Raw genomic sequence first — 23,237 nt, forward strand, 5'->3', positions numbered from 1 at the left:
CATGGCCGACGTCTGCGTGTTCTGCGCGTCCTCACGTACCCTCGACGCCCGCTGGCTCGCGCTGGCCACCGAGACCGGCGCGGAGCTGGCCCGGCGCGGGCACACGCTGGTCAGCGGCGGCGGTTGCGTCGGGATGATGGGCGCGGTGGCGGACGGCGCGCGGGCGGCCGGCGGTCGCACGCTCGGCGTCATCCCCCAGTCGCTCGTCGACCTGGAGGTCGCCGACCTGGCCGCCGACGAGCTGCTGGTCACCGACGGGATGGCCAGCCGCAAGACGCTGATGGTCGACCGGTCGGACGCCTTCGTCACGCTGCCCGGCGGGCTGGGCACGCTCGACGAGCTGTTCGAGGTCTGGACCACCGCCACGCTCGCCCTGCACGCCAAGCCGATGGTGCTCGTCGACGCGGACGGGTTCTACCGGCCGCTGCTCGACTGGCTCGGCACGCTGGCCGAACGGCACTTCCTCAAGCCGGCCGGCCTCGACCTGCTGATGGTCGCCGACAGCGTGCCCGCCGCCCTCGACCTCATCGACGCCCGCCTCACCTGACCGCCCGCGCCCGCCCCCGTTGGACCGCCATAGCGTTCCACTCACCGCGCGCAGGCCGGACGGGTGGAACGCTGTGTGACGTCTGGCCGCGGTGCCCGGTGCCCGGGTGAGCTGTGGCGCGTGGGGCGGCGTCGGTTTCCGGGTGTCGTACCGGCGTGGTGGGATGTCCGTGATGCAGGCGTACCGGTTGGTGCGCCGGCCCGGCGACATGGGGGCGGGGGTCACCCACGACGCCGGGGCGGGGCAGGGGGTGGGCCGGTCCGACGGGCCGGCCGTGTCGGAGCCGCGATCCGGGGGGTCGACGGGCGATGCCGCGCACCCACCGGCCGCCGCCGCGTCCTCTCCGGACGACGCCCGCCCGGCGTCGGCGGAGTCCACCCGTCCTCCGGCTGGTGTCGGGCCCGCGCGGCTCGACTCCGGGACCGCCGCGGACGGGCGGCGTCGGGCCGACCCGGTGCAGGCCGAGGTGGTCGCGCACACCGACGGGCCGATGCTGGTCGTCGGCGGCCCCGGCACCGGGAAGACCGCCACGCTGGTCGAGGCGGTCGCCGCCCGGGTCGCCGAAGGCGTCGACCCGGAGCGCGTGCTGGTGCTCACGTTCAGCCGGCGCGGCGCCACCGAGCTGCGGCGGCGCATCGAGGCGCGGATCGCCGGCGACGGCCGCCGGGTGGTGCGTGAGCCGCTGGTCCGCACGTTCCCCGCGTACGCGTTCGGGCTGCTCCGCCGCGCCGCAGCCGAACGCGGTGAGCCTTCGCCCCGGCTGCTCACCGGCCCGGAGCAGGATCTGATCATCCGGGAGCTGCTCGACGTGGTGGGCGAGGAGCCGGCGGAGGACCCGGTCGGCTGGCCGGAGGACATGCGCCCCGCGTTGCGTACCCGGGCGTTCGCCCAGCAGCTCCGCGACCTGCTGATGCGGGCCGCCGAGCGGGGCGTCGGCCCGGTCGAGCTGGCCCGACTGGGCGAGAAGCTGGGCCGCGCCGACTGGCCGGCCGCCGCCCGTTTCCTCCGGGAGTACGTCGCCGTCCTCGCGTTGCGCGACGTGAGCAACCGGGGGTCGGTCGCGTACGACCCGGCGGAGCTGGTGCGGGCCGCCACCGGGATGCTGCTCGACGATCCCGGGCTGCTCGCCGCCGAACGCCGCCGCCTGGCCCACGTCTACGTCGACGAGCTGGCCGACACCGACCCGGCCCAGGTCGACCTGCTCGCCGTGGTGGCCGGCGACGGCGGCTCCCTGGTCGCCTTCGCCGACCCGGACTCCTCCACGTACGGTTTCCGCGGCGCCGATCCGGCCGTGGTCGCCACGTTCGGCCACCGGTTCCGGACCGCGTCCGGCGCGCCAGCCGCCCAGGTCACGCTGACCACGTCCTACCGGGCCGGGCCGGAGCTGCTGGCGGCGACCGCCCGGCTGGCCCGGCGGCTGCGCGGCCCGGCGGCGCACCGGCGGCTGCGGGCGCTCCCGGACGCGCCGGCCGGGGCGGTCGAGGTGCGCACGTTCCGCTCGGCGACCAGCGAGTCCGCCTGGCTGGCCCACGCGCTGCGCGAGGCGCACCTGCTCGACGGCGTGCCCTGGTCCCGGATGGCGGTGCTGGTCCGGTCCACCGGTCGGCAGCTCCCGTCGCTGCGGCGCGCGCTGCACACCGCCGGGGTGCCCACCGTCGTGCACGGCGAGGACCTGCCGCTGCACCTCCAGCCGGCGGTGGCCCCGCTGCTGCTCCTGCTCCGCTGCGCGCTCGAACCCGACCGGCTGGACGAGGAGGCGGCGGTGGCGCTGCTGCACTCGCCGCTGGGCGGTGCCGACCCGCTGGCCGAGCGGCGGCTGCGTCAGGGGCTGCGGGCGCTCGCGCTGGCCGGCGGCGACCGCCGCCCCTCCGGTGAGCTGCTGGTGGAGGCGCTACGCGACCCGGCCGAGCTGACCACCGTCGAGCGGCGTTGGGCGGCGCCCGCGCAGGCCGTGGCGCACCTGCTGACGACCGCCCGGGAGGCCGCCGCCACCCCCGGCGCCACCGCCGAGGACGTGCTCTGGGCGGTGTGGCGGGAGAGCGGGCTGGCCGAGCGCTGGGCCGGGGCGGTCACCCGGGGGCGGGAGGCCACCGGCGAGCACGAGACCGCCCGGCGCTGGCGTGCCGAGGCCGCCGACCGCGACCTGGACGCCGTCCTGGTGCTCTTCGACGCCGCGGCCCGGTTCACCGACCGGCTGCCGGGGGCGCGCACCGAGGTCTTCCTCGACCACGTGCTCGGGCAGGAGCTGCCGGCGGACACGCTCGCCGCCGCCGCCGACCGGGGCGAGGCGGTCCGCCTGCTCACCGCGCACGCCGCCAAGGGCCTGGAGTGGGATCTCGTCGCCGTCGTCGGGGTCCAGGAAGGCGTCTGGCCCGACCTGCGGCTGCGCGGCAGCCTGCTCGGCTCCGAGCGGCTGGTCGACGTGCTCGCCGGCCGGGCCGACGGGGCGGGCCTGCGGGCCAGCCTGGTCGGTCAGACGTCCGCGTTGCTGGACGAGGAGCGGCGACTGTTCCACGTCGCGGTCAGCCGGGCCCGGCGTCGGCTGCTGGTCACCGCGGTCGCCTCCGCGGCGGTCGGCGGCGACAACCACGAGGAGCAGCCCAGCCGCTTCCTGCACGAGCTGGCCGCCGGCGAACCGCCCGCCACCGGCGCCGGCGGCACCGCCCCGAACGGCCCGCACGGCGACGGCCCGCACGGCGACGGCCCGCACGGCGACGGACCGGACGGCAAGGGCCGGACCGGTGGCGGGCCCGACGGGGGCGGCGCCGGTCCGGGGGAGCGCGGCCGGAGCCGGACGACGGCCGGCACGGCAGGTCCGCCGGACGGGCCGGTGCCGCACGGCGACGACCACCCGCAGGACGCGCCGTCCGGCGCGCTCCCGGTGACGCTGCCGCCGCGCGGGCTCACCCTGTCCGCGTTGGTGGCGGAGCTGCGTACCGCGATCACCGACCCGGCGGCGCCGGTGAGCCGGCGGCACGCGGCGGCGGGCGAGCTGGCCCGGCTGGCCGCCGCCGGGGTGCCCGGCGCGCACCCGGACGACTGGTGGGGGCTGCGCGGTCTCTCCGACGACCGGCCGCTTGTCGACGACGGCGAGCCGGTGCGGGTCACCCCCTCGGCGATGGAGAGCGCGCTGCGGTGCAGCCTGCGCTGGCTGCTGGAACGGCACGGCGGCAGCGGGCCGGCCAGTGCCGCGCAGGGCGTCGGCAACCTGGTGCACGCCGCCGCGATGCTGGCCGAGGACGCGAGCGTCGACCGCGAGGCGCTGCTGGAGTACGTGGCCGCCCGGTTCGACGCGATCGAGCTGGCCGCCCGCTGGATGGTCGGCCCGGAGCGGCAGCGCGCCGAGGCGATGGTCGACAAGCTGCTGCGCTGGCTGGCCGGCAACCCGCGCCGGCTGCTCGCCATCGAACACGAGTTCGCGGTCCGCCTCGACGATCCGGCCCGGCCGATCGAGCTGACCGGCCGCGTCGACCGGCTGGAGGTCGACGCCGAGGGCCGGCTCGTGGTGATCGACCTGAAGACCGGCAAGTCCACCGCGGTCACCGAGCGGGAGGTCGCCGAGCACCCGCAGCTCGGGGCGTACCAGGCGGCCGTGGAGGCGGGTGGGTTCGCGGAGTTCGGCGCGGAGTCCGGCGGGGCCGCGCTGGTGCAGCTCGGCACCGGCGCCCGGGACGCCAAGGAGCAGGCCCAGGCCGCGGCCGGGGAGGGCCCGGAGGCCGGCTGGGCCACCGCGCTGGTCCGCCGGACCGCCGACACGATGGCCGCCGCCACGTTCGCCGCCGTGGCCAACTCGAAGTGCCGGGTCTGCCCGGTACGCACCAGTTGCCCGGTCTCCGGCCAGGGCCGCCAGGTGGTCGAGCCGCCCCCGGAGCAGACATGACGAGCCAGCCGGCGCTGTTCGACGCCACCGGTACGCCGCCGCCCGCGCCCCGGGCCGCCGACGCGGGGCCCCGTTACACCCCCGTCGAGCTGGCCCGGCTGCTCCGGCTGCCGGCGCCCACCCGGGAACAGGCCGCGATCATCGCGGCGCCGGTGGAGCCGCTGCTGGTGGTCGCCGGCGCCGGCTCGGGCAAGACCGAGACGATGGCCGCGCGGGTGGTCTGGCTGGTCGCCAACGCGTACGTGCGCCCCGAGCACATCCTCGGGCTCACCTTCACCCGCAAGGCCGCCGGCGAGCTGGCGCATCGGGTGCGGACCCGCCTCGACCAGCTCGTGCGCCGGTTGGGCCGCCCCCGGGGGGACCCGCGCGAGGACCCGTTGGCGGGCGAGCCGACCGTCTCCACGTACCACTCGTACGCCGGGCGGATCGTCACCGAGCACGGGCTGCGGGCCGGGTACGAGCCGACCACCCGGCTGCTCACCGAGGCGTCCCGCTGGCAGCTCGTCGACCTGCTGGTGCGCAACTACGACGGTGACATGTCCGAGGTGGACCGGATGCCGTCCACCATCACCGACGCGGTGCTCGCGCTCGCCGGCGAGCTGGACGAGCACCTGGTCGACCCGGACGAGCTGGCCGGCTGGACCGGCCGCTTCTTCGCCGAGGTGCAGTCCCGCCCCGGCCGGGTCTACGCCGACGTGCGCAAGGCGCTCCAGCTCCAGCGGACCCGGCTGAAGCTGCTGCCGTTGGTCCGGGCGTACGCGCGGCGCAAGGACGACTTCGAGGCGATGGACTTCGCCGACCAGCTCGCCCGCGCGGCGCGGGTGGCCCGGGACCACCCGGGCGTCGGCGTGATCGAGCGGGACCGGTTCCGGGTGGTGCTGCTCGACGAGTACCAGGACACCAGCCACGCGCAGGTGGTGCTGCTCAACGCGCTGTTCGGCGGCGGCCACCCGGTCACCGCGGTCGGCGACCCCTGCCAGTCGATCTACGGCTGGCGGGGGGCGAGCGCCGGCACGCTGGACCGCTTCCCCGGTGAGTTCGCCCGCGCCGACGGCACCCCCGCCGACGTGCTCGGCCTCACCACGAGCTGGCGTAACCGGCCGGAGATCCTCGGCGTCGCGAACGCGCTCTCGGTGCCGCTGCGGGCGGCCGGCGCCCGGGTGCCCGAGCTGCACGCCGCGCTCAGCGTCCGCGATCCGATCCCGCACCGTACGCCGGGCGGTCAGGCCGCCGGCACGGTGCACTGCGCGCTGCTCCCGACGTACGCCGACGAGGCCGACTGGATCGCGGACAGCGTGCTGGCGGCGTGGCGGGGCGCGGCCGGGATGCCGGGCGCGCTGCCCGAGCACATACCGGCGGACCGTCGCCCGACCACGGCGGTGCTGGTGCGGCTGCGCAGCCAGATCCCGGCGCTCGAGGCGGCACTGCGGGGCAGGGGACTGCCGGTCGACGTGGTCGGGCTCGGCGGCCTGCTGGACACCCCGGAGGTCCGGGACGTGGTCTGCACGCTGCGGGTGCTGGCCGATCCGACCGACGGGGCGGCGCTGCTGCGGCTGCTCACCGGCGCGCGCTGGCGGATCGGTCCGCGCGACCTGGTCGCCCTGCACCGTCGCGCCCGGGCCATCGCCCGCAGCCGCCGCGAGCTGACCGGCGACGACGGGCCGGAGATCACCGTGGACGTGCTGGACGAGGCGACGCTGGTGGAGGCGCTGGCCGACCTCGGGCCGGCGCAGGCGTACTCGGCGGAGGGGTTCGCGCGGCTGCGGTCGTACGGGATGGAGCTGGCGCTGCTCCGGTACCGGCTGGACCAGTCCCTGCCGGAGCTGATCGCGGACATCGAACGGACCATCGGGCTGGACGTCGAGGTGGCGGTCCGGGCCGGCCGGGACGGTGCCGGCGACGCCGGGCTGGCCCGTGCCCACCTGGACGCGCTCGGCGACGTCGCGGCGCGGTTCAGCGGCGAGACGCCCGGCGCCACGCTGGCCGGTTTCCTGGCCTACCTGGCCGCCGCCGAGGACGAGGAGCGCGGGCTGGCCCCGGGCGAGGTCGAGGTGGTGGCCGGCGCCGTGCAGGTGCTCACCGCGCACGCCGCGAAGGGCCTGGAGTGGGACGTGGTGGCGGTGGCCGGGCTGACCCGGGGCGTCTGGCCGGGGCCGGTCCGCAACTCCGACCACTGGCTCGGCGGGCTCGGCGTGCTGCCGTTCCCGCTGCGCGGCGACGCGGACGGGCTGCCCGAGCTGGCCCTGCCGGAGGCGGCGGACCAGCGCGGCGTGGCCCGTGCGCTGGCCGAGTTCACCGACGCCTGGCGGGCGCACGACGAGCGGGAGGAGCGCCGGCTGGCGTACGTGGCGGTGACCCGGCCCCGCCGGTTGCTGCTCTGCTCCGGCTACTGGTGGGGGGAGGGGACGAAGCGGTTCCGCGGCCCGTCGGTGTTCCTGCGCGAGGTGTACGACGTCGGCCTGGCCGGGACGGACGGGCACGTGGTCGACGCCTGGGCGCCGGAGCCGGCCGGGGACGCGGTGAACCCGACCACCGAGACGGTGCCGCGGGCGGAGTGGCCGGCCGACCCGCTGGGCGGGCGTCGGCCGGCGCTGACCGAGGCGGCGGCGCTGGTCCGCCGCCACCTGGCCGACCCGGACGCGGCCCGCCGCGAGGCCGCGCTGCTGGCCACCGTCGGGTCGGTCACGACCCCGCCGGACGACGCCGACGCGGAGGTGGAGCGCTGGCGGCGGGAGGCCGACCTGCTCCTCGCCGAGCAGGTGGAGCTGGCCCGCCGGGCCGAGGCGGTCGAGGTCGAGCTGCCCGGCCAGCTCTCGGTGACCCAGCTCGTGGCGTTGCGCCGGGACCCGGAGTCGCTGGCCCGGACGCTGCGCCGCCCGATGCCGAGCGCTCCCAGCCCGTACGCGCGGCGGGGCACCGCCTTCCACGCCTGGCTGGAGCAGCGCTTCGGCGCGGACCGGCTGTTGGACGTCGACGAGTTGCCAGGTGCCGCCGACGACGGCGCCGCCCCGGACGGGGCGCTGGCCGAGTTGCAGGAGCGGTTCCTGGCCAGCGAGTGGGCCGACCGGGTGCCGGTGGAGGTGGAGGTGCCGTTCGTCACAGTGATCGCCGGGGTGGTGATCCGGGGCCGGATGGACGCCGTGTTCGCCCGCCCCGGCGGGCGTTACGACGTGGTCGACTGGAAGACCGGCCGCCAGCCCACCGGCCCGGAGGCCGAGGCGGCGGCGGTGCAGCTTGCGGTCTACCGGCTGGCCTGGGCCGAGTTGGCCGGCGTGCCGGTGGAACGGGTCGGCGCGGCGTTCCACTACGTGCGGGACGCGGTGACCGTCCGCCCGGCCGACCTGCTCGACGTCGAGGGGCTGACCGCGTTGGTGGCCGCCGTGCCGGAAATTTCGACGTGATCTCCCCACCGGGCGAGATCCGTGGTACGTTGCTCTCGTTGCAGTTTTGGTTTCCAGAGACTCTGTGTGCGCCTGGCGGATTGTGGCCCCAGGCGCTCTTTGTTGTGTCCGGAGTTCTCCGGGCGGGGCGACCAGCAGCGACAGGCACGCCACGCAGCCCATGCGTGGTGGGCTCCTCTCCGGCCCGCAACACGTGCGGGCCGACCGTTCCGTCAAGGAGACGAAACACATGGCAATTGGCACCGTCAAGTGGTTCAACGCTGACAAGGGCTTCGGCTTCATCACCCCGGACGACGGCGGCGCCGACGTCTTCGCCCACTTCTCGGCGATCCAGACCTCCGGCTACCGGAGCCTGGACGAGAACCAGCGGGTCGAGTTCGAGGTGACCCAGGGCCAGAAGGGCCCGCAGGCGGAGAACATCCGCCCGCTCTGATCTTCGGATCAACCGGCACCACCACCGCGCCCCGCCGGGCGTGGTGCACGGGCCGGCCCGCCGCGCCGCCCTCCCGTACCGGGGAGCTGGCGCGCCGAGGCGGGCCGGCCCGTCCCTTTCGGTTCGTGCTTGTGATCACCGGCCATGCCGGTGACGCGCCGTCGTCCGGCGCCCTTCCTCGACACGTGCCGCCTCGAGGAAGGCTTTCCGTATGACCACGACCCTGCCCACCTTCGCCGCCACCGGCCTGGCGCCGGCGCTCGTCGCCGAGCTGGCCGCGCAGGGCATCAACGCGCCGTTCCCGATCCAGTCGGCGACCCTGCCCGACTCGCTGGCCGGCCGGGACGTGCTCGGCCGCGGGCGGACCGGCTCCGGCAAGACGCTCGCGTTCGGGCTGCCGCTGCTGCACCGTACGGCCGGCCGCCGGGCGCGTCCCGGCCGCCCGCTCGCGCTGGTGCTGGTGCCCACCCGGGAACTGGCCGCGCAGGTGACCGCCGCGCTCACCCCGTACGCCGGCGCGCTCGGGCTGCGCTGCGCCACCGTGGTCGGTGGGCTCTCCCTCACCCGCCAGGCGGACGCGCTGCGGGCCGGGGCCGAGGTGCTGGTGGCCACGCCGGGCCGGCTGCACGACCTGATCGACCGCGGGTCCGCCCGACTGGACCAGGTCGAGATCACCGTGCTCGACGAGGCGGACCAGATGGCCGACATGGGCTTCCTGCCGCAGGTGACGAAGCTGCTGGAGCAGGTCGCCCCGGGCGGTCAGCGGATGCTCTTCTCGGCCACCCTGGACCGCGGCGTGGACCGGCTGGTCCGCCGCTTCCTCGCGAACCCGGTCACGCACTCGGTGGACCCGGGCACCGCCACGGTCACCGCGATGACGCACCACGTGTTGCACCTGGAGCCGGAGGACAAGCCGGCCGCGCTGGCCCACATCGCCGCGCGGGAGGGCCGCACCATCGTCTTCATCGCCACCAAGCACCGCGCCGACCGGGTGGCCCGCCAACTGCTCGCCAAGGGCGTACGCGCCGCGGCGCTGCACGGCGGCAAGTCGCAGCCGCAGCGCACCCGGATCCTGGAGCAGTTCCGCACCGGCCAGGTCACCGCGCTGGTGGCCACCGACGTGGCGGCGCGCGGCATCCACGTCGACGGGCTGGATCTGGTGGTCAACGCCGATCCGCCCACCGAGGCGAAGGACTACCTGCACCGGGGTGGCCGGACCGCCCGGGCCGGGGAGTCCGGCACCGTGGTCACGCTGGTCCTGCCGGAGCAGCGCCGGGACGTAGCCCGGCTGATGAGCACCGCCGGGATCAACCCGCAGACCACCCGGGTCCGCGCCGGCGACGCGGAGCTGGGCCGGCTGACCGGGGCGCGGGAGCCCTCCGGCACGCCGGTGACCATCGCCGTCCCGCCGCCGGTCGCCGCGCACCCCGCCCCGGGGACGCGGCCCCGCCGCCGCCCGCGCCGCCGCTGACCGGCCGTCCCGCTGGTCGGCCGTCCTGGGGTCGCTGACCGGCTGCTTCGTGGCTCCTCGCTGAGTCGGGGATCAGCGAATGTTCAGTCGGGTGGCCGACTGTCCGCTGTCGTCGGGGCGACGATGCTGGGTTCCGTGAGTCGGTCGGGGGGACCGGCCGGATGCGGGAGGGGCGACCATGGCGGGTGACGCCGGTTCGGGGGGCGGGACCCGGGAGGTGCTGCTGGTGCTCGCGGTGGCGGGTGCCGGTCTGGCGCTCGCCGTGGTGGCCGCGTTCGGCCCCTGGCACCCGGCCGCGGGCGGCCCGCCGGATCGGGGCGCGGCCCGCACCTTCAATCCCGGCTGAGGTCGTCACGCGGAGTGACGTCGGCGGACGGGTGTTCGGTGACGACGGATATACCTCAGCGGTATAAATATGCCCCACGGTCATATCGCTTCCGAGCGATGCCTTTCCGGCGAGCCGACCTCACCGGGTTGAAGCCCTGTCCGGGCGGGGCGCGAGCAGCCGGGCGGGGCCCCGGCACCGGGCCCCGCCCGGCCTCCGGGCCGGCCCGGTGCAGGGCCCGCCCGGTTCAGGGCCCGCCCGGTTCAGGGGGCCGGGGCGCGGTCCGCCAGCAGGTCCGCCAGCGTGGTGCGATCCACCACCAGCGCGATCGCGCCGTCCACCGCCAGCCAGACGTCCCGCAGCCCGGTGGCCACCCCGTGGTAGCCGGCCCGGTCCGCCGGCATGCCCCGGACGCTGGTGAGCGCGCCGCCGACCGCGCGCAGCACGTCACCGACGCTGATCTCGCCCGGAGGCCGGGTCAGCGCGTACCCGCCCTCGGTGCCGCGGTGGCTGTGCAGCAACCCGGCCCGCCGCAGGTCGAGCAGGATCCCCTGAAGGAAGCTGAGCGGAATGTCCTGGCGCTCGGCCAGGCTCGCGGCCTTGACCAGCTCGCCGCCGGGGTCCCCGTCGCCGGTGGATCCGGCGTCGGCGACGGCGAGCATGGCCCGGAGTGCGTAGTCGGCGCGCGCGGAGATGTACACGGTGTCAGTTGCCGGCCTGGTCCAGCACGCCCCAGCGGCGGCGGATCGCCTTGTCGGCCGCGCCGAACGCGGTGTCCACCAGTAGGCCGACCACCAGGATCACGATCATGATGGCCATCAGCCGGGGCGCCTCGCTCAGTTCGCGGGCGTAGGTGAGCTGCGCGCCGATCGAGGTGCGGGTGGCGATGACCACCAGCAGCTCACCGGCCATCAGGCTGCGCCAGGCGAACGCCCAGCCCTGCTTGAGCCCGGCCACGATGGCGGGCAGCGCGGCCGGTGCGATCACGTACCGGTAGAGGTTGAGCCCGCGGGCACCGAGGTTGCGGCCGGCGCGGACCAGCAGCGGCGGCACGTAGTCCACGCCGTGGATGACGCCGTTGGCGACCGACGGCGCGGCACCGAGCACCACCACGAAGAAGATGGCCTGCTCGCTGAGCTGGAACAGCAGGATGGCCAGCGGGAACCAGGCGATCGACGGCATGGTCTGCAACGCGGTGATCATCGAGCCGAGCGCGGCCCGGAGCACCTTGACCCGGGCCACGCCCAGGCCCAGCAGCAGGCCCACCGCGACCGCGGCGGAGAACCCGACCGCCGCCCGCCGGGCGGTGGTGGCCAGACCCTCCCAGAGTGCGGAGCTGACCAGGTAGTGGCCGAGGTCGCCGAAGACCACCGCCGGACCGGGCAGCGCCCAGGGCTCCTTCCACCCGCTCCAGACCACCGCCTGCCAGAGGGCGATCGCCATCGCGAGCGCGGCGAACTTTGGCCAGGTGGCGGACCAGAGCCGGCGCAGCCGGGACGGGCCCTTCTCCCGGCCGGCGATCTCCAGCGCGTCGAGGCCGGAGATCTCCGCGTCGGTACGCGCCGACGCGGCGAGGGTGTCACTGGCCATGCCGGCCCACCTCCTTGCGCAGCCGGTCGGTGACCTCGGCGGCGATGGCCGAGACCTCCGGCGAGTCGATCCGTCGGGGTCGTGGCACGTCGACCCGGGTGGAATAGATGATCCGGCCGGGCCGGCTGGAGAGCAGCACGATCCGGTCGGCGAGCCGGGCCGCCTCGCGAACGTTGTGCGTGACGAACAGGACGGTGAGCTTGCGCTCGGCCCAGATGCGCTCCAGCTCGTCGTGCAGGATGTCCCGCGTCATCGCGTCGAGCGCGCCGAACGGCTCGTCCATCAGCAGCACCGGGGTGTCCAGCGCGAGCGTGCGGGCCAACGCGACCCGCTGCCGCATGCCGCCGGAGAGCTGGTGCGGGCGCTTGCGGCCGAAGTCGGACAGGTGGACCGTACGCAGCAGCTCGGCCACCCGGGCCCGGCGCTGGTCGCGGGGGAGCCCGCGCAGCTTCAGCGGCACCTCGACGTTGCCCTCGACGGTCGACCACGGGAACAGCGCCGGCTCCTGGAACATCAGGCCCGGGTTGACGCCCTCGCCCAGCTCGATCGCGCCGCCGCTGACCCGGTCCAGGCCGGCGACGAGGTTCAGCAGCGTGCTCTTGCCGCAGCCGGACGCGCCGACCAGGCAGACGAACTCGCCCGGCGCGACGTCGAGCGACACCCCGTCCAGCGCCAGGACGGCCTGCTCGCCCTGGCCGTACACCTTGGTCACGCCGCGCAGCGCGACCGAGCCGGTCGCGCTGCGCGGGGTCGTCGTGGTCGACGTCACGGCTGGGTGACCTCGGGCTTGCCCTCGGCCTTCAGCACCTCGTTGAGGTACTTCAGGTCGTAGAGGCCGTTCAGGTCGACCGGCTGGGTCAGCCCGACCGCGACGGCGTGGTCCAGGCCGGCCTTCAGCGAGGCCGCGATCGGGTCGTTGGTGAACTCCAGCGTCGGCCAGGCCTGCTTGATCAGCTTGATGTCCAGCGGCTTGCCGGTGATCTTGCCGATGTGCTCGGAGACGGCCTGCTGCGCCTCGTCCGGCTTGGTGTTGACGAACTCGTTCGCCGCGACCTGGCCCTCGACCAGCTTCTTCACCACGTCCGGGTGCGCCTTGAGGAACTTGGTGCTGACCAGCAGGTTCGTGATGACGAACTTCTTGTCCGGCCAGAGGTCGCGCTCGTCGACGAGCACCTTGCCGCCGGCGTTGACCAGGCGGGAGACGAACGGCTCCGGCACCCAGGCGCCGTCGATGGCACCGCTGCCGAAGGTCTCGACGGTCTGTGCGTTCTCCTGCGGGACGACCTTGACGTCGCCGCCGCCCTCCTTGGTGGTCGCCAGGCCCTTCTCCTTGAGCCAGTAGCGCAGCGCGACGTCCTGGGTGTTGCCGAGCTGCGGCGTGGCGATCTTCTTGCCGCGGAGCTGCTCCACCGAGGTGATGCCGGGCTTGACCACCAGCGCGACGCCGCCGGACGCGGCGCCGGAGACCACCCGGACCGCCTCGCCCTTCGACTTGGAGAAGGCGTTCACGGTCGGGTTCGGACCGATGTACGTGGCGTCCAGCGCGCCGGAGAAGACCGCCTCGATGGCCGCCGGGCCGGCGTTGAAGGTCTTCGTCTCCAGCGTCACGTCGCCGCCGAGCTTCTCCTTGAAGATCCCCTTCTCCACGCCCACCACGGCCGGCGCGTGGGTGAGGTTGGGGAAGTAGCCCAGGCGCAGCGTCACCGGGCCGGAGTCGCCGGCGGCGTCGCTGTCGCCGCCGCAGGCGGCGGTGGTGCCGAGTGTGGCCGCGCCGACCGCGGCCAGGGTGGCCAGCGTGACCAGGCGGCGCAGGGGGAGCCGTCTCATCGAAAGTCCAATCCGCAGTATTCCTATTTAGTTGGTAGGAAGAGTGGGGCAGGGTGCCGGGCGGCGTCAAGACCCGTCCCGCATCTGTCCACCGTTCGGCCACGGCACACCGCCGGTGTGGCCGGTACGGAGGCGCTAGTGTCGATCTCGTGCCGACCAGGAGAGCGAAGATCCCAGCGACGAAGTACCCGGTCGAGCGGTTCGCCCTCGACAACGGCCTGCGGGTGGTGCTCACCCCGGACCGCAGCGCCCCGGTGATCGGGGTGGCGGTGGTCTACGACGTCGGCATCCGCTCCGAGCCGCAGGGGCGCACCGGCTTCGCCCACCTCTTCGAGCACCTCATGTTCCAAGGCTCGGAGAACCTGGAGAAACTCGCGCACTTCCGGCACGTGCAGGGCGCCGGCGGCACGTTCAACGGCTCCACCCACTTCGACTACACCGACTACTTCGAGACGCTGCCGAGCAACGCGCTGGAACGGGCGCTCTTCCTGGAGGCCGACCGGATGCGCGGCCCCCGGCTCACCGAGGAGAACCTGCGCAACCAGGTCGACGTGGTCAAGGAGGAGATCCGGGTCAACGTGCTCAACCGGCCGTACGGCGGGTTCCCCTGGCTGACGCTGCCGCCGGTGATGTTCGACACGTTCCCGAACGCGCACGACGGCTACGGCTCCTTCGACGACCTGGAGTCCGCGACGGTGGCCGACGCCGCCGACTTCTTCCGGCACTACTACGCCAGCGGCAACGCGGTGCTGGCGGTCAGCGGCGACATCGACGTGGCCGAGGCGACCGCGCTGATCGAACGGCACTTCGGCGACGTGCCGGCCCGCCCCGCCCCGGAGCGGCCCGACTTCGCCGAGCCCGACCTGACCACCGAGCGGCGCAGCACGTACACCGACGCGCTGGCCCCGCTGCCGGCGGTGGCGAGCGCCTGGCGGGTGCCCGACCCGGTCACCGACTTCGCCGGCTACCTCCCCTTCGTGGTGCTCGCCGAGGTGCTCACCGACGGCGACGCGTCCCGGCTGGTCGAGCGACTGGTGCAGCGCGACCGCACGGTCACCGGCCTGGGCGGCTACCTCAGCTTCATGGGGGACCCGTTCGACGTGCGCGACCCCACCGCGCTGCTGCTCCAGGCACACCTGCCGCCCGGCGGCGACGTGGACAAGGTGCTGCGCACGATCGACGAGGAGCTGGACCGGCTGGCCACCGACGGGCTGACCGACGGGGAACTGGCGCGTACCCAGGCCCGGATGGCCACCCACCTGCTGCGCGACACCGACGCGGTGCTCGGCCGCGCGCTGCGGATGGCCGTGCTGGAGCAGCAACGCGGCGAACCGGGGCTGCTCAACGAACTGCCCCGACTGGTCGGCGCGGTCACCGAGGAGCAGGTCCGCGCCGCCGCCGCCACGCTGCGGCCCGAGCGCCGCGCATCCGTCGAGGTCGTCGCCGGAGGTGCCAGATGACCACCACCACCGTCCGTCCGCTGCCGGCGCTCGGCCCGAACCGGCGGCTCACCGTGCCGAAGCAGGCGGAGCGCACGCTCGGCAACGGCCTCACCGTGATCGCGGTACGCCGGCCCGCCGTACCCCTGGTCGAGCTGCGGCTCTGGATGCCGTTCGGGCGGGCCCACCTGGCCCGTGGCGCGATGCTGGCGCAGACCGTGCTGGCCGGCACCGAGGCGCACAGCGCCACCGAGATCGCCGCCGAACTCCAGAAGGTCGGCGGCGGGCTCTCCGCCGGCGTCGACCCGGACCGGCTGATGCTCTCCGGCGCCGGCCTGGTGACCGGGCTGGACCGGATGCTGGAGTTGCTCGTCGAGGTGCTCACCGGCGCCAGCTACCCGGGCGACTGGGTGGCCACCGAGCGGGACCGCCTCGTCGACCGGATCCAGGTCGCCCAGAGCCAGCCGTCCCACCTGGCCCGGACCGCGCTGCTCACGCGCGTCTACGGCCGCCACCCGTACGCGACGCAGACGCCCGAGCCCGACCAGGTCCGGGCGGTCCGCCCGGCCGCGCTGCGCCGGCTGCACGCCGAGCGGGTGCACCCGGCCGGGGCGGTGCTGGTGCTGGTCGGCGACGTGCAGCCGACGCGGGCGCTGGACGCGGCCGAGGCGGCGCTCGCCGGCTGGCGGGGCGACGGCCACGTCGCCGAGCTGCCGCCCGCGCCGCCGCTGGAGCCCGGCCCGCTGCTGCTCGTCGACCGGCCCGGCTCGGTGCAGTCCTCGCTGCGCCTCGCGCTGCCGGCGGTGCCCCGCACCCACCCCGACCACGCCGCGTTGCAGCTCGCCAACCTGCTCTTCGGCGGCTACTTCTCGTCCCGCTGGGTGGAGAACATCCGGGAGGACAAGGGCTACACGTACGGGCCGCACTCGGTGGTCGAGCACTCGGTGGCCGGGTCGGTGCTCGTCGCCGGCGCCGAGGTGGCCACCGAGGTGACCGCGCCCGCGCTGCTGGAGACCAGCTACGAGCTGGGCCGGCTGGCCACCGTGCCGCCGAAGCCGGACGAGCTGGAGCAGGCCCGCCAGTACGCGCTCGGCACGCTCCAGCTCGGCATGTCCACCCAGGCCGGTCTCGCGTCACTGACCAGCGCGTACGCCGGCAACGGGCTGCGGCTGGACTTCCTCGCCGAGCACGCCGCCCGGCTGGCCGCGGCGACCGTGGACGACGTCGCCGAGGTGGCGGCCCGGTACCTCGCCCCGGCGAAGGCGGTCACCGTGGTGCTCGGCGACGCGGCCCGGGTGGCCGACTCGCTCGCCGCGCTCGTCCCCGTGCGTACGGAGGGTGCATCCACGTGAGCGGCGAGCCGGCGCCGCCGCTGGCCCGGTCCACGGTGGACCGGGCCGCGCACCGGCGTACCGACCCGGCCTGGCTGGCCGAGGCGTGGGAGCAGGCCCGGGTGCTGGTGCTGGACTCGACCGACGAGGGTCGCGCCCTGGTCCGGGGCGAGACGGCCCCGCCGGAGCTGGTCCTGGTCGGCGCCGGTGAGCTGCCCGAGGTGCCGCGCTCGGTGCCGATGTTCCTCGGCGTGGAGCCGGACGGGGTGCCGGTGTTCGCGGTGGACAGCCCGCTGCCCACGCTGCCCGGCACCCGCCGGGCGCACCTGCGTGAGGTCGGCCACCTGATGACCGACCGGGACGCGGGCCTGTTCACCACCGCGTTGGCGCTGCTCAACTGGCATCTCCGGCACGGCTACTCGGCGTCCACCGGGCAGCCGACGCAGGTCGACGAGGCCGGCTGGTCCCGGGTAGACCCGGGTGGCCACCGGACCTGGCCGCGTACCGACCCGGCCATGATCGTGCTGGTGCACGACGGGGTGGACGGCCCGGAGGGCCGCTGTCTGCTGGGCAACAACGCCGCCTGGCCGGGCACCCCGGGCCGGCGTCGCTACTCCTGCCTGGCCGGTTACGTCGAGCCCGGCGAGTCGGCCGAGGCGGCCGTGCTGCGTGAGGTCCGCGAGGAGGTCGGCGTCGCGGTCGAGGAGATCGCGTACGTGTCCAGCCAGGCCTGGCCGTTCCCCGGCTCGCTGATGCTCGGCTTTCTGGCCCGGGCCGACGCCGACGAGCCGATCCGGGTCGACCCGACCGAGATCGCGCACGCGCGGTGGTTCAGCCGCCGGGAGATCGGCGCCGCGCTGGCCGGCGAACCGGTCCGGGCGGACGGCGGGGACCACCTGCTGCTGCCGCCGCCGTCGTCGATCGCGCTGTTCCTGGTGCACCGCTGGCTCGACGGCCACTGCTGACCGGGGCGGCCGGGCCGCTGTCCCCGCTGCGGCGAGCCGCCGAAGCGCGCCGGTGCGTTGAGAAGGGGCCCCGCCCAGGCCGTAGGCGTTGAGCGGGGGCCCCTCCCTTACGCGGTCCCGGCCCGGACCGTCGTTGCCGCGGCGGTCCCGGGCCGGGAACACGGGCCGTCGTGGCCGGGTGAGGCGTGGAGCACGGCGGGGGAGCCGGTCCGGCCACGACGGACGTCAGCGGTCGGTCATCCGCCGTCCCACCGGTACGGGCGGCCGGGGACGGGCTCCTTGATGGGCAGCACCTTGACCCGGTGCCGGCCGGCGCGGACCGCCCCGACGGCGGACAGGGCGCGGGCGAGCAGGAGTGCGGCATCCCGGTTCTCGGCGTGCACGACCTGACGGCGTGGCTCCGGCGCACGGGTCTCGTCCCGCAGGCGGCCCCCGCCGGCCCAGGCGGCGGCGATGTCGGCGTCGGCGGCGCTGCGGATCTCGGTGCGGACGATCAGGAACCGCATGGTGTCCCCCGGAAGTGGACGGATACGCGGTGGAACTTCCACGTCACTCCAGCGACATCGTACGCCCGCAGGTCGTCCCAGCAAGTGAAACGAGGCCGCTCAACCGTTCGGAGGATGCCAGGTCAGGACGGTTGTCCGGAATGGAGACGCGAGGGGCCGCCGGCGTGATGCCGACGGCCCTCTGGCGTTCGCCGGATCAGTTCAGGTCGAACTGGCCGTTCTTCGCGCCGGCGATGAAGCCGAGCCAGCCGGCCCGGTTGAACAGCAGCACCGGCCCGCTCGGGTCCTTGCTGTCCCGCAACGCCATGGTCGCCGGCCCGGTGCCGAGCGGCGCGACCTCCACGCAGTTCGAGGTCTGGCTGCGGGTGCTCTTGCGCCAGGCGGCGCCGGCGAGGGAGGTCGTGCTGGTGCGGATCTCGTTCATGGTGTCCTGCTCCTGGTGAGGTGCTCCGATGGGGACGAGCGACGCCGCGCCGGAGCGGGGATCACCGTTCCGACGTGAGGCGCCCCGAGTCACGGCGGCGCTGGGTCGGCGCCGTTGCCGGCCCGTACGCCGCGGTGGACTCGACTGCCGTGCCGGTCGGCCGTCCGGTCGCCTCGGTCAGCCAGGAGCGGGTGTCCGATGCGGAGAGTGCCGACCTGCACAGCCACTCGAACACCACTTTATAGCGATTTAGGGTGTTCGCCTCGGTCGACATGACGTCGGTGAACCCACTTTCGATGGCCAGCGTCTCCGGATCGAGCGGGTCGGCGAACCGGTAGAGCGAGAACGCGGTGGGCGGGACGTACCAGTCGCCGACCCGGGTGTCCCGGAGCAGCAGGCGCAGCTCCACGTTCGGCATGTCGGCCAGCTCGCACAGGTGGACGAGCTGGTCCCGCAGCACGTCCGGCGGGCCGGCGCGCCGGTCCAGCGCGGCCTCCTCCAGCACGGCGGTGTAACGGGGCACGTGGGTCAGCAGCGACTGGCGGGCCTGCCGGGCGCCCACCTCGGTCTCCGGGTCCTCCGACTCCGGGTCGCCGGCCTCCTCGGCCACCCGGGCCGCGGACAGGATCCGGTGCCGGGCGTAGCCGGGGGTCTGCAACAGCCCCGGCACCAGCACCGGGTTGTACTCGGAGATCTCCGCGCAGCCCGCCTCCAGCTCGGCGAAGGCGCGCTGCTGCTGGGTCATCACCGGGAAGGTGCGCAGCCAGCCGCGCATGTCGCCGGCCTCGTGGGCGATCCCGGCCAGCTCCGCACGCAGCCCGCCGGTGACCCCGTAGAGCGTGAGCAGGGCGGCCACGTCCTCCGGGTCGGGTCGGCTGCGGCCGTTCTCCAGGCGGGACAGTTTGGAAGCGGAGGCCCAGCCGATCCCCTCGATAACCTGGTCACCGGTGAGACCGGCCTGTTCGCGGAGCCGGCGCAGCTCGATGCCGAGGCGACGACGGCGCAGAAACGGGCCTGGTACGGCAGGAGGCACGGCGTCCTCTTTTCCGTCGACCGTCGCAGGACGCGACGGTAACTGTATGGAATTCGCCCCCCACGGTCAGTATGGACGGCGCGACCGGTGTCGGCAGGTCCGGCGAGGGCGTGTCACGAGAGACAAAAAGAGGACTGTGGAGAGCGCCTTCGTCGGCGCCCGCCCCCGACGCGCCCACGGGCGCACCCGCCGGAGGGAAACCGATGCGCACCGTCCTGCGCCGCCCCGACTTCCGCCTGCTCTTCGCCGCGATGGTGGCGAGCATGGCGGCGGAGTCGATCCTGCTGCTCGCGCTCGCCGTCTGGGTGAAGGACCTGACCGGCTCGGACAGCATGGCCGGAGCCACCATCTTCGCCGTGATCGCGCCGATGGCGCTCGCCCCGCTGGTGGGCTGGGTGGTCGACCGCTACCGCCGCCGGCCCTTCTTCATCGCCGCCAACCTGCTCGCCGCCGTGCTCCTCGGCCCGCTGCTCACCGTCCGCGACCGAGGGGACGTGTGGGTGATCTACCTGGTCGCGGCGCTCTACGGCCTCTCCTCGATCACACTGAGCGCCGTACTCAACGGGCTGATCCGGCACCTCGTGCCGGCCGACCTGCTGGCCGACGCGAACGGGGCCCTCCAGACCGTCCGCCAGGGACTGCGGCTGGTCGGGCCGCTCGCCGGGGCCGGCGTCTACGCCGCCGTCGGTGGCTGGCTGCTGGTGCTCCTGGCCATGGTCGGCTTCCTGGTCGCCGCCGCCATGGTCGGGCTGCTCCGGGCGGACGAGAGCACGCCGACCCGGTCCGGCAGCCGCTGGCCGGCCGGGCTGGGCGCCGGGCTGCGTCACCTGGCCCGGGAGGCGGCGCTGCGCCGGGCCCTGGTCGGCTACGGCGCGGCCTCGCTGGTGATGGGCTTCACCGAGTCGCTGATCTTCGCGTACGTCGACCTGGGCCTGCGTCGCGACGCCGCGTTCGTCGGCGTGCTGGTCATGGTGCAGGGGGTGGGCGGCCTGGTCGGCGGGCTGCTCTCCGCCGCCGTGGTCCGCCGGCTCGGTGAGCTGGGCGCCCTGGCCGCCGGCGTGACGTTCTTCGGCCCGGCCGCGCTGGCGCTGGCGTACCCCCGGCTCTGGCTCGGGGTGGTGGCGCTGCTGCTGGCCGGCGTCTCGCTGCCGCTGACCATGGTGGGGCTGCACACGCTGGTCCAGCGACGGACGCCGCCGGGGCTGCTGGGCCGGGTCACCGCCGCGTCCAAGGCGCTGGTCAGCGGGCCGCAGGCGGTGTCCATCGGCACCGGCGCGCTGCTCGTCGGCGTCTTCGACTACCGGCTGCTGTTCGTGCTGGTCGGGACCATCACCACGGGCGGCGGCCTCTACCTCTGGCGGGGACGCCGCCTCACCCCGCCGGGGGCGGCCGGCCCGGCCCGCGTCCCGGTGCCCCGCCGGCCGCTCGACGACGAGCTGCTCGCCGCCAGCCGTCGGCGTCGGACGCCCTGAACGGCGACGAGCGGCCGGACCCGGATGCCGGGTCCGGCCGCTCGGGCGTGCGCGGGCAGGTCAGCCGGGCAGGGCGGCGAGGTGCTGCTTGACCTGGTTGATCGAGGGGTTGGTCAGGGCGCTGCCGTCGACGAAGCGCAGCGTCGGCACGGTCTGGTTGCCGCCGTTGACGCCCATCACGAACTCCGCCGCCGCGGGGTCCTGCTCGATGTCGACCACCTCGTACGCGATGCCCTCCCGGTCGAGCTGCGACTTCAGCCGGTGGCAGTAGCCGCACCACGGGGTGGAATACATCGTCAACATGGTTGGTCCTCCCAAGGGTGGCTCGCGCCCGGTCCGATCAGGCCAGGCTAACCGCTGCAACGTCGGACGGGGCTGGGATGATTCCCTGTCGTGGGGGTTCACTCAGCGGCGGAACGGGTGCTGGCCGGGCTGGATCCGGAGCAACGGTCGGCGGTGACCGCCCCGGCCGGCCCGGTCTGCATCCTGGCCGGCGCCGGCACCGGCAAGACCCGGGCGGTGACCTCGCGGATCGCCTACCGGGCGCTGAGCGGCGACATCTCCGCCCGGCACGTGCTGGCGGTCACGTTCACCGCCCGCGCCGCGGCCGAGATGCGAAGCCGGCTCGGCGTGATCGGGGTGGGCGGGGTGCAGGCGCGGACGTTCCACGCGGCGGCGCTGCGCCAGGTCCGCTACTTCGCCCCCCGGCTGCTGGCGGGGCGGGCCATGCCGGAGCTGCTGGACAGCAAGGTGCGAGTGGTCACGCTGGCCGCCGCCAAGGTGGGCCTGCGCACCGACCGGGCCGCCGCGCGCGACCTCGCCGCCGAGATCGAGTGGGCCAAGTCCTCCCTGGTCGAGCCGGACGAGTACGTGGTCGCCGCGGCCAAGGCGCGGCGCGAGACACCGTACGAGCCGGCGCGGGTGGCCGAGGTGTTCGTCGCGTACGAGCGGCTCAAGCGCGGCAACGGAGTGATCGACTTCGAGGACATGCTGCGCGCCGCGGTCTGGGGGATCGAGGAGCACCCGGACGTGGCCGAGCAGGTGCGCAGCCAGTACCGGCACTTCGTGGTCGACGAGTACCAGGACGTCAACCCGCTCCAGCAGCGGCTGCTGGACGTCTGGCTCGGCGGGCGCGACGACCTCACCGTGGTCGGCGACGCCAGCCAGACCATCTACTCGTTCACGGGCGCGACCTCGTCGTACCTGGTCGACTTCCCGCGTCACCACCGTGGCGCGACGGTGGTGCGGCTGGTCCGGGACTACCGCTCCACCCCGCAGGTGGTCGGCCTGGCCAACGCGGTGATCTCGCAGGCCCGGGGTGCCGAGGCGCGGCTGCGGCTGGAGCTGCACGGCCAGCGCCGGCCCGGCCCCGAGCCGGAGCTGCGGATCTTCACCGACGAGCCGGCCGAGGCCACCGCCGTCGCGGCCCGCTGCCGGGCGCTGGTGGCCGGCGGCACCCCGGCGCGGGAGATCGCGGTGCTGTTCCGCGCCAACGCGCAGTCCGAGGCGTACGAGAAGGCGCTCTCCGAGGCCGCGGTGCCGTACGTGCTCCAGGGCGCGGAGCGGTTCTTCGAGCGGCCCGAGGTGCGCCAGGCGATGATCGCGCTGCGCGCCGCCACCCGGTCCGTCCCCGGGGAGACGCCGCTGCCGGCCGCCGTGGTGGAGGCGCTCACCGCGGTCGGCTGGGCACCCGGCGCGCCACCGGCCGGCGGTGCCGCGCGTGAGCGCTGGGAGGCCCTCGCCGCGCTGGTGCAGCTCGCCGAGGAGTACGCGGCCACCCCCGAGATCGAGCCGATCGGGGAGGCCGCCGCGGTCGAGCGGCCGGTGACGCTGACCGGCTTCACCGAGGAGCTGGCCCGGCGGGCCGCCCAGCAGCACGTGCCGACCGTGGAGGGCGTGACGCTGGCCTCGCTGCACTCGGCGAAGGGCCTGGAGTGGGACGCGGTGTTCCTGGTCGGGCTGGCCGAGGGCACGCTGCCCACCACGTACGCGAAGACGCCCGAGCAGGTCGAGGAGGAGCGGCGGCTGCTCTACGTGGGGATCACCCGGGCGCGGGAGTGGCTCTGGCTGTCGTACGCGGTGGCGCGTTCGCCCGGCGGCCGGGCCCGGCGGCCGTCCCGCTTCCTGCCGCAGCTCGACCGCTCGGGCGGCGGTGAGCGGGCCGCCGGCGGCAGCCCGGTCCGGCGGGCCGAGCGGCGGCGACCGCAGGTGGTCTCCTGCCGGATCTGCGGCGCCACGCTGCTCGCCGGCGCGGACCGGAAGCTGGGCCGCTGCCCCACCTGCCCGTCGGACCTGGACGAGGAGCTGTACGAGCGGCTGCGCGACTGGCGGCAGCGGGTGGCCGGCGTGCAGCGGGTGCCGGCCTACGTGGTCTTCACCGACGCCACGCTCACCGCGCTGGCGGAGCGGAAGCCGGGGCGCACCGAGGAACTGGTCGCGATCGCCGGGATCGGGCCCCGGAAGGTGGGCCTGTACGGCGACCCGGTGCTGGCCCTGGTGGCCGGCGCCACGGTGGACGACGTTCTGCCCGCAGAAAACTTTCGAAATCAGTCCGTAAATCGTTTGCCCTCCCCCGAGGGCGAGGAATAGCCTC

General features: G+C 75.1%; 18 protein-coding genes and 1 pseudogene. 11 read left to right on the forward strand and 8 right to left on the reverse strand.

Annotated elements, in window-relative coordinates; translation table 11 throughout:
- The first annotated feature begins 1 nt into the window (after window position 1).
- From VKK44_RS02690 to VKK44_RS02715, 6 genes are all read left to right on the forward strand, one after another.
- Window positions 2–547 (forward strand): LOG family protein, encoded by a 546-nt coding sequence (locus tag VKK44_RS02690; protein WP_343445265.1) that lies wholly within the window; start codon window positions 2–4, stop codon window positions 545–547.
- Window positions 548–719: 172 nt separating this feature from the next.
- On the forward strand, window positions 720–4,427 hold the full coding sequence (locus VKK44_RS02695; protein ID WP_343447631.1) for an ATP-dependent helicase: 3,708 nt from the start codon (window positions 720–722) through the stop codon (window positions 4,425–4,427).
- Window positions 4,424–7,828, forward strand: coding sequence for an ATP-dependent helicase (locus VKK44_RS02700; protein WP_343445266.1), 3,405 nt, complete (start codon window positions 4,424–4,426; stop codon window positions 7,826–7,828). The genes VKK44_RS02695 and VKK44_RS02700 overlap by 4 nt, the downstream gene beginning before the upstream one ends.
- 229 nt (window positions 7,829–8,057) lie before the next feature.
- Window positions 8,058–8,261 (forward strand): transcription antiterminator/RNA stability regulator CspE, encoded by a 204-nt coding sequence (gene cspE, locus VKK44_RS02705; RefSeq protein WP_013288421.1) that lies wholly within the window; start codon window positions 8,058–8,060, stop codon window positions 8,259–8,261.
- Window positions 8,262–8,472: 211 nt separating this feature from the next.
- A complete protein-coding gene (locus VKK44_RS02710) occupies window positions 8,473–9,732 on the forward strand; it encodes a DEAD/DEAH box helicase (protein WP_343445267.1) in 1,260 nt (419 codons plus the stop codon).
- Between the two features lie 178 nt (window positions 9,733–9,910).
- On the forward strand, window positions 9,911–10,078 hold the full coding sequence (locus tag VKK44_RS02715) for a hypothetical protein (protein WP_343445268.1): 168 nt from the start codon (window positions 9,911–9,913) through the stop codon (window positions 10,076–10,078).
- A gap of 242 nt (window positions 10,079–10,320) precedes the next feature.
- On the opposite strand, the gene VKK44_RS02720 is transcribed toward VKK44_RS02715, so the two are convergent.
- The 4 genes from VKK44_RS02720 to VKK44_RS02735 are packed head-to-tail and all read right to left on the reverse strand — an operon-like array spanning window position 10,321 to window position 13,474.
- Entirely contained in the window at window positions 10,321–10,758 is a 438-nt protein-coding gene (locus VKK44_RS02720) for an RrF2 family transcriptional regulator (RefSeq protein WP_343445269.1), read from the reverse strand.
- A gap of 4 nt (window positions 10,759–10,762) precedes the next feature.
- A complete protein-coding gene (locus VKK44_RS02725; protein WP_343445270.1) occupies window positions 10,763–11,647 on the reverse strand; it encodes an ABC transporter permease in 885 nt (294 codons plus the stop codon).
- The gene (locus tag VKK44_RS02730) at window positions 11,637–12,416 is read right to left on the reverse strand and encodes an ABC transporter ATP-binding protein (protein WP_343445271.1); all 780 of its coding nucleotides are present in this window, start codon (window positions 12,414–12,416) and stop codon (window positions 11,637–11,639) included. The genes VKK44_RS02725 and VKK44_RS02730 overlap by 11 nt, the downstream gene beginning before the upstream one ends.
- Entirely contained in the window at window positions 12,413–13,474 is a 1,062-nt protein-coding gene (locus tag VKK44_RS02735; RefSeq protein ID WP_343445272.1) for an ABC transporter substrate-binding protein, read from the reverse strand. The genes VKK44_RS02730 and VKK44_RS02735 overlap by 4 nt, the downstream gene beginning before the upstream one ends.
- Before the next feature lie 149 nt (window positions 13,475–13,623).
- Here VKK44_RS02735 and VKK44_RS02740 point away from each other — a divergent pair, with 149 nt between their 5' ends.
- From VKK44_RS02740 to nudC, 3 genes are read left to right on the forward strand one after another with little or no spacing between them, the layout of a single operon-like run.
- Window positions 13,624–14,934, forward strand: coding sequence for a M16 family metallopeptidase (locus VKK44_RS02740; protein WP_343445273.1), 1,311 nt, complete (start codon window positions 13,624–13,626; stop codon window positions 14,932–14,934).
- A complete protein-coding gene (locus VKK44_RS02745) occupies window positions 14,931–16,265 on the forward strand; it encodes a M16 family metallopeptidase (RefSeq protein WP_343445274.1) in 1,335 nt (444 codons plus the stop codon). Before VKK44_RS02740 ends, VKK44_RS02745 begins: the two co-directional genes overlap by 4 nt.
- Window positions 16,262–17,209 (forward strand): NAD(+) diphosphatase, encoded by a 948-nt coding sequence (nudC, locus tag VKK44_RS02750; protein WP_343445275.1) that lies wholly within the window; start codon window positions 16,262–16,264, stop codon window positions 17,207–17,209. The genes VKK44_RS02745 and nudC overlap by 4 nt, the downstream gene beginning before the upstream one ends.
- Before the next feature lie 236 nt (window positions 17,210–17,445).
- Here the strand turns inward: nudC and VKK44_RS02755 are convergent, their stop codons facing one another.
- From VKK44_RS02755 to VKK44_RS02765, 3 genes are all read right to left on the reverse strand, one after another.
- Window positions 17,446–17,715: a hypothetical protein gene (locus tag VKK44_RS02755; RefSeq protein ID WP_343445276.1), complete on the reverse strand. Its 270-nt coding sequence runs from the start codon at window positions 17,713–17,715 to the stop codon at window positions 17,446–17,448.
- Between the two features lie 196 nt (window positions 17,716–17,911).
- Window positions 17,912–18,139, reverse strand: a complete 228-nt coding sequence (locus VKK44_RS02760) for a DUF397 domain-containing protein (RefSeq protein ID WP_343445277.1) — start codon at window positions 18,137–18,139, stop codon at window positions 17,912–17,914.
- A gap of 61 nt (window positions 18,140–18,200) precedes the next feature.
- Complete coding sequence (locus tag VKK44_RS02765) at window positions 18,201–19,172, reverse strand: helix-turn-helix domain-containing protein (protein WP_343445278.1); 972 nt, start codon at window positions 19,170–19,172, stop codon at window positions 18,201–18,203.
- Between the two features lie 203 nt (window positions 19,173–19,375).
- Between VKK44_RS02765 and VKK44_RS02770 the strand changes: the two genes are divergently transcribed.
- Window positions 19,376–20,644, forward strand: coding sequence for an MFS transporter (locus VKK44_RS02770; protein ID WP_343445279.1), 1,269 nt, complete (start codon window positions 19,376–19,378; stop codon window positions 20,642–20,644).
- 60 nt (window positions 20,645–20,704) lie between these two features.
- Here VKK44_RS02770 and VKK44_RS02775 read toward each other — a convergent pair whose 3' ends face one another.
- Entirely contained in the window at window positions 20,705–20,947 is a 243-nt protein-coding gene (locus VKK44_RS02775) for a mycoredoxin (RefSeq protein WP_343445280.1), read from the reverse strand.
- A gap of 90 nt (window positions 20,948–21,037) precedes the next feature.
- On the opposite strand from VKK44_RS02775, the pseudogene VKK44_RS02780 reads away from it, so the two are divergent.
- Window positions 21,038–23,201: pseudogene (locus tag VKK44_RS02780) on the forward strand (ATP-dependent DNA helicase UvrD2).
- Window positions 23,202–23,237: the final 36 nt, after the last annotated feature.

Origin of the sequence: Micromonospora sp. DSM 45708 (genome assembly GCF_039566955.1) — a bacterium.
GTDB lineage: Bacteria > Actinomycetota > Actinomycetes > Mycobacteriales > Micromonosporaceae > Micromonospora.

Excerpts from the sequence above, each read along its gene's own strand:
- VKK44_RS02725 (WP_343445270.1), bottom strand. The coding sequence starts at position 11,647 with ATGGCCAGTGACACCCTCGCCGCGTCGGCGCGTACCGACGCGGAGATC.
- VKK44_RS02700 (WP_343445266.1), top strand. The coding sequence starts at position 4,424 with ATGACGAGCCAGCCGGCGCTGTTCGACGCCACCGGTACGCCGCCGCCC.
- VKK44_RS02690 (WP_343445265.1), top strand. The coding sequence starts at position 2 with ATGGCCGACGTCTGCGTGTTCTGCGCGTCCTCACGTACCCTCGACGCC.
- cspE (WP_013288421.1), top strand. The coding sequence starts at position 8,058 with ATGGCAATTGGCACCGTCAAGTGGTTCAACGCTGACAAGGGCTTCGGC.
- VKK44_RS02735 (WP_343445272.1), bottom strand. The coding sequence starts at position 13,474 with ATGAGACGGCTCCCCCTGCGCCGCCTGGTCACGCTGGCCACCCTGGCC.
- VKK44_RS02710 (WP_343445267.1), top strand. The coding sequence starts at position 8,473 with ATGACCACGACCCTGCCCACCTTCGCCGCCACCGGCCTGGCGCCGGCG.
- VKK44_RS02770 (WP_343445279.1), top strand. The coding sequence starts at position 19,376 with ATGCGCACCGTCCTGCGCCGCCCCGACTTCCGCCTGCTCTTCGCCGCG.
- VKK44_RS02775 (WP_343445280.1), bottom strand. The coding sequence starts at position 20,947 with ATGTTGACGATGTATTCCACCCCGTGGTGCGGCTACTGCCACCGGCTG.
- VKK44_RS02695 (WP_343447631.1), top strand. The coding sequence starts at position 720 with ATGCAGGCGTACCGGTTGGTGCGCCGGCCCGGCGACATGGGGGCGGGG.
- VKK44_RS02755 (WP_343445276.1), bottom strand. The coding sequence starts at position 17,715 with ATGCGGTTCCTGATCGTCCGCACCGAGATCCGCAGCGCCGCCGACGCC.
- VKK44_RS02760 (WP_343445277.1), bottom strand. The coding sequence starts at position 18,139 with ATGAACGAGATCCGCACCAGCACGACCTCCCTCGCCGGCGCCGCCTGG.
- VKK44_RS02745 (WP_343445274.1), top strand. The coding sequence starts at position 14,931 with ATGACCACCACCACCGTCCGTCCGCTGCCGGCGCTCGGCCCGAACCGG.
- VKK44_RS02715 (WP_343445268.1), top strand. The coding sequence starts at position 9,911 with ATGGCGGGTGACGCCGGTTCGGGGGGCGGGACCCGGGAGGTGCTGCTG.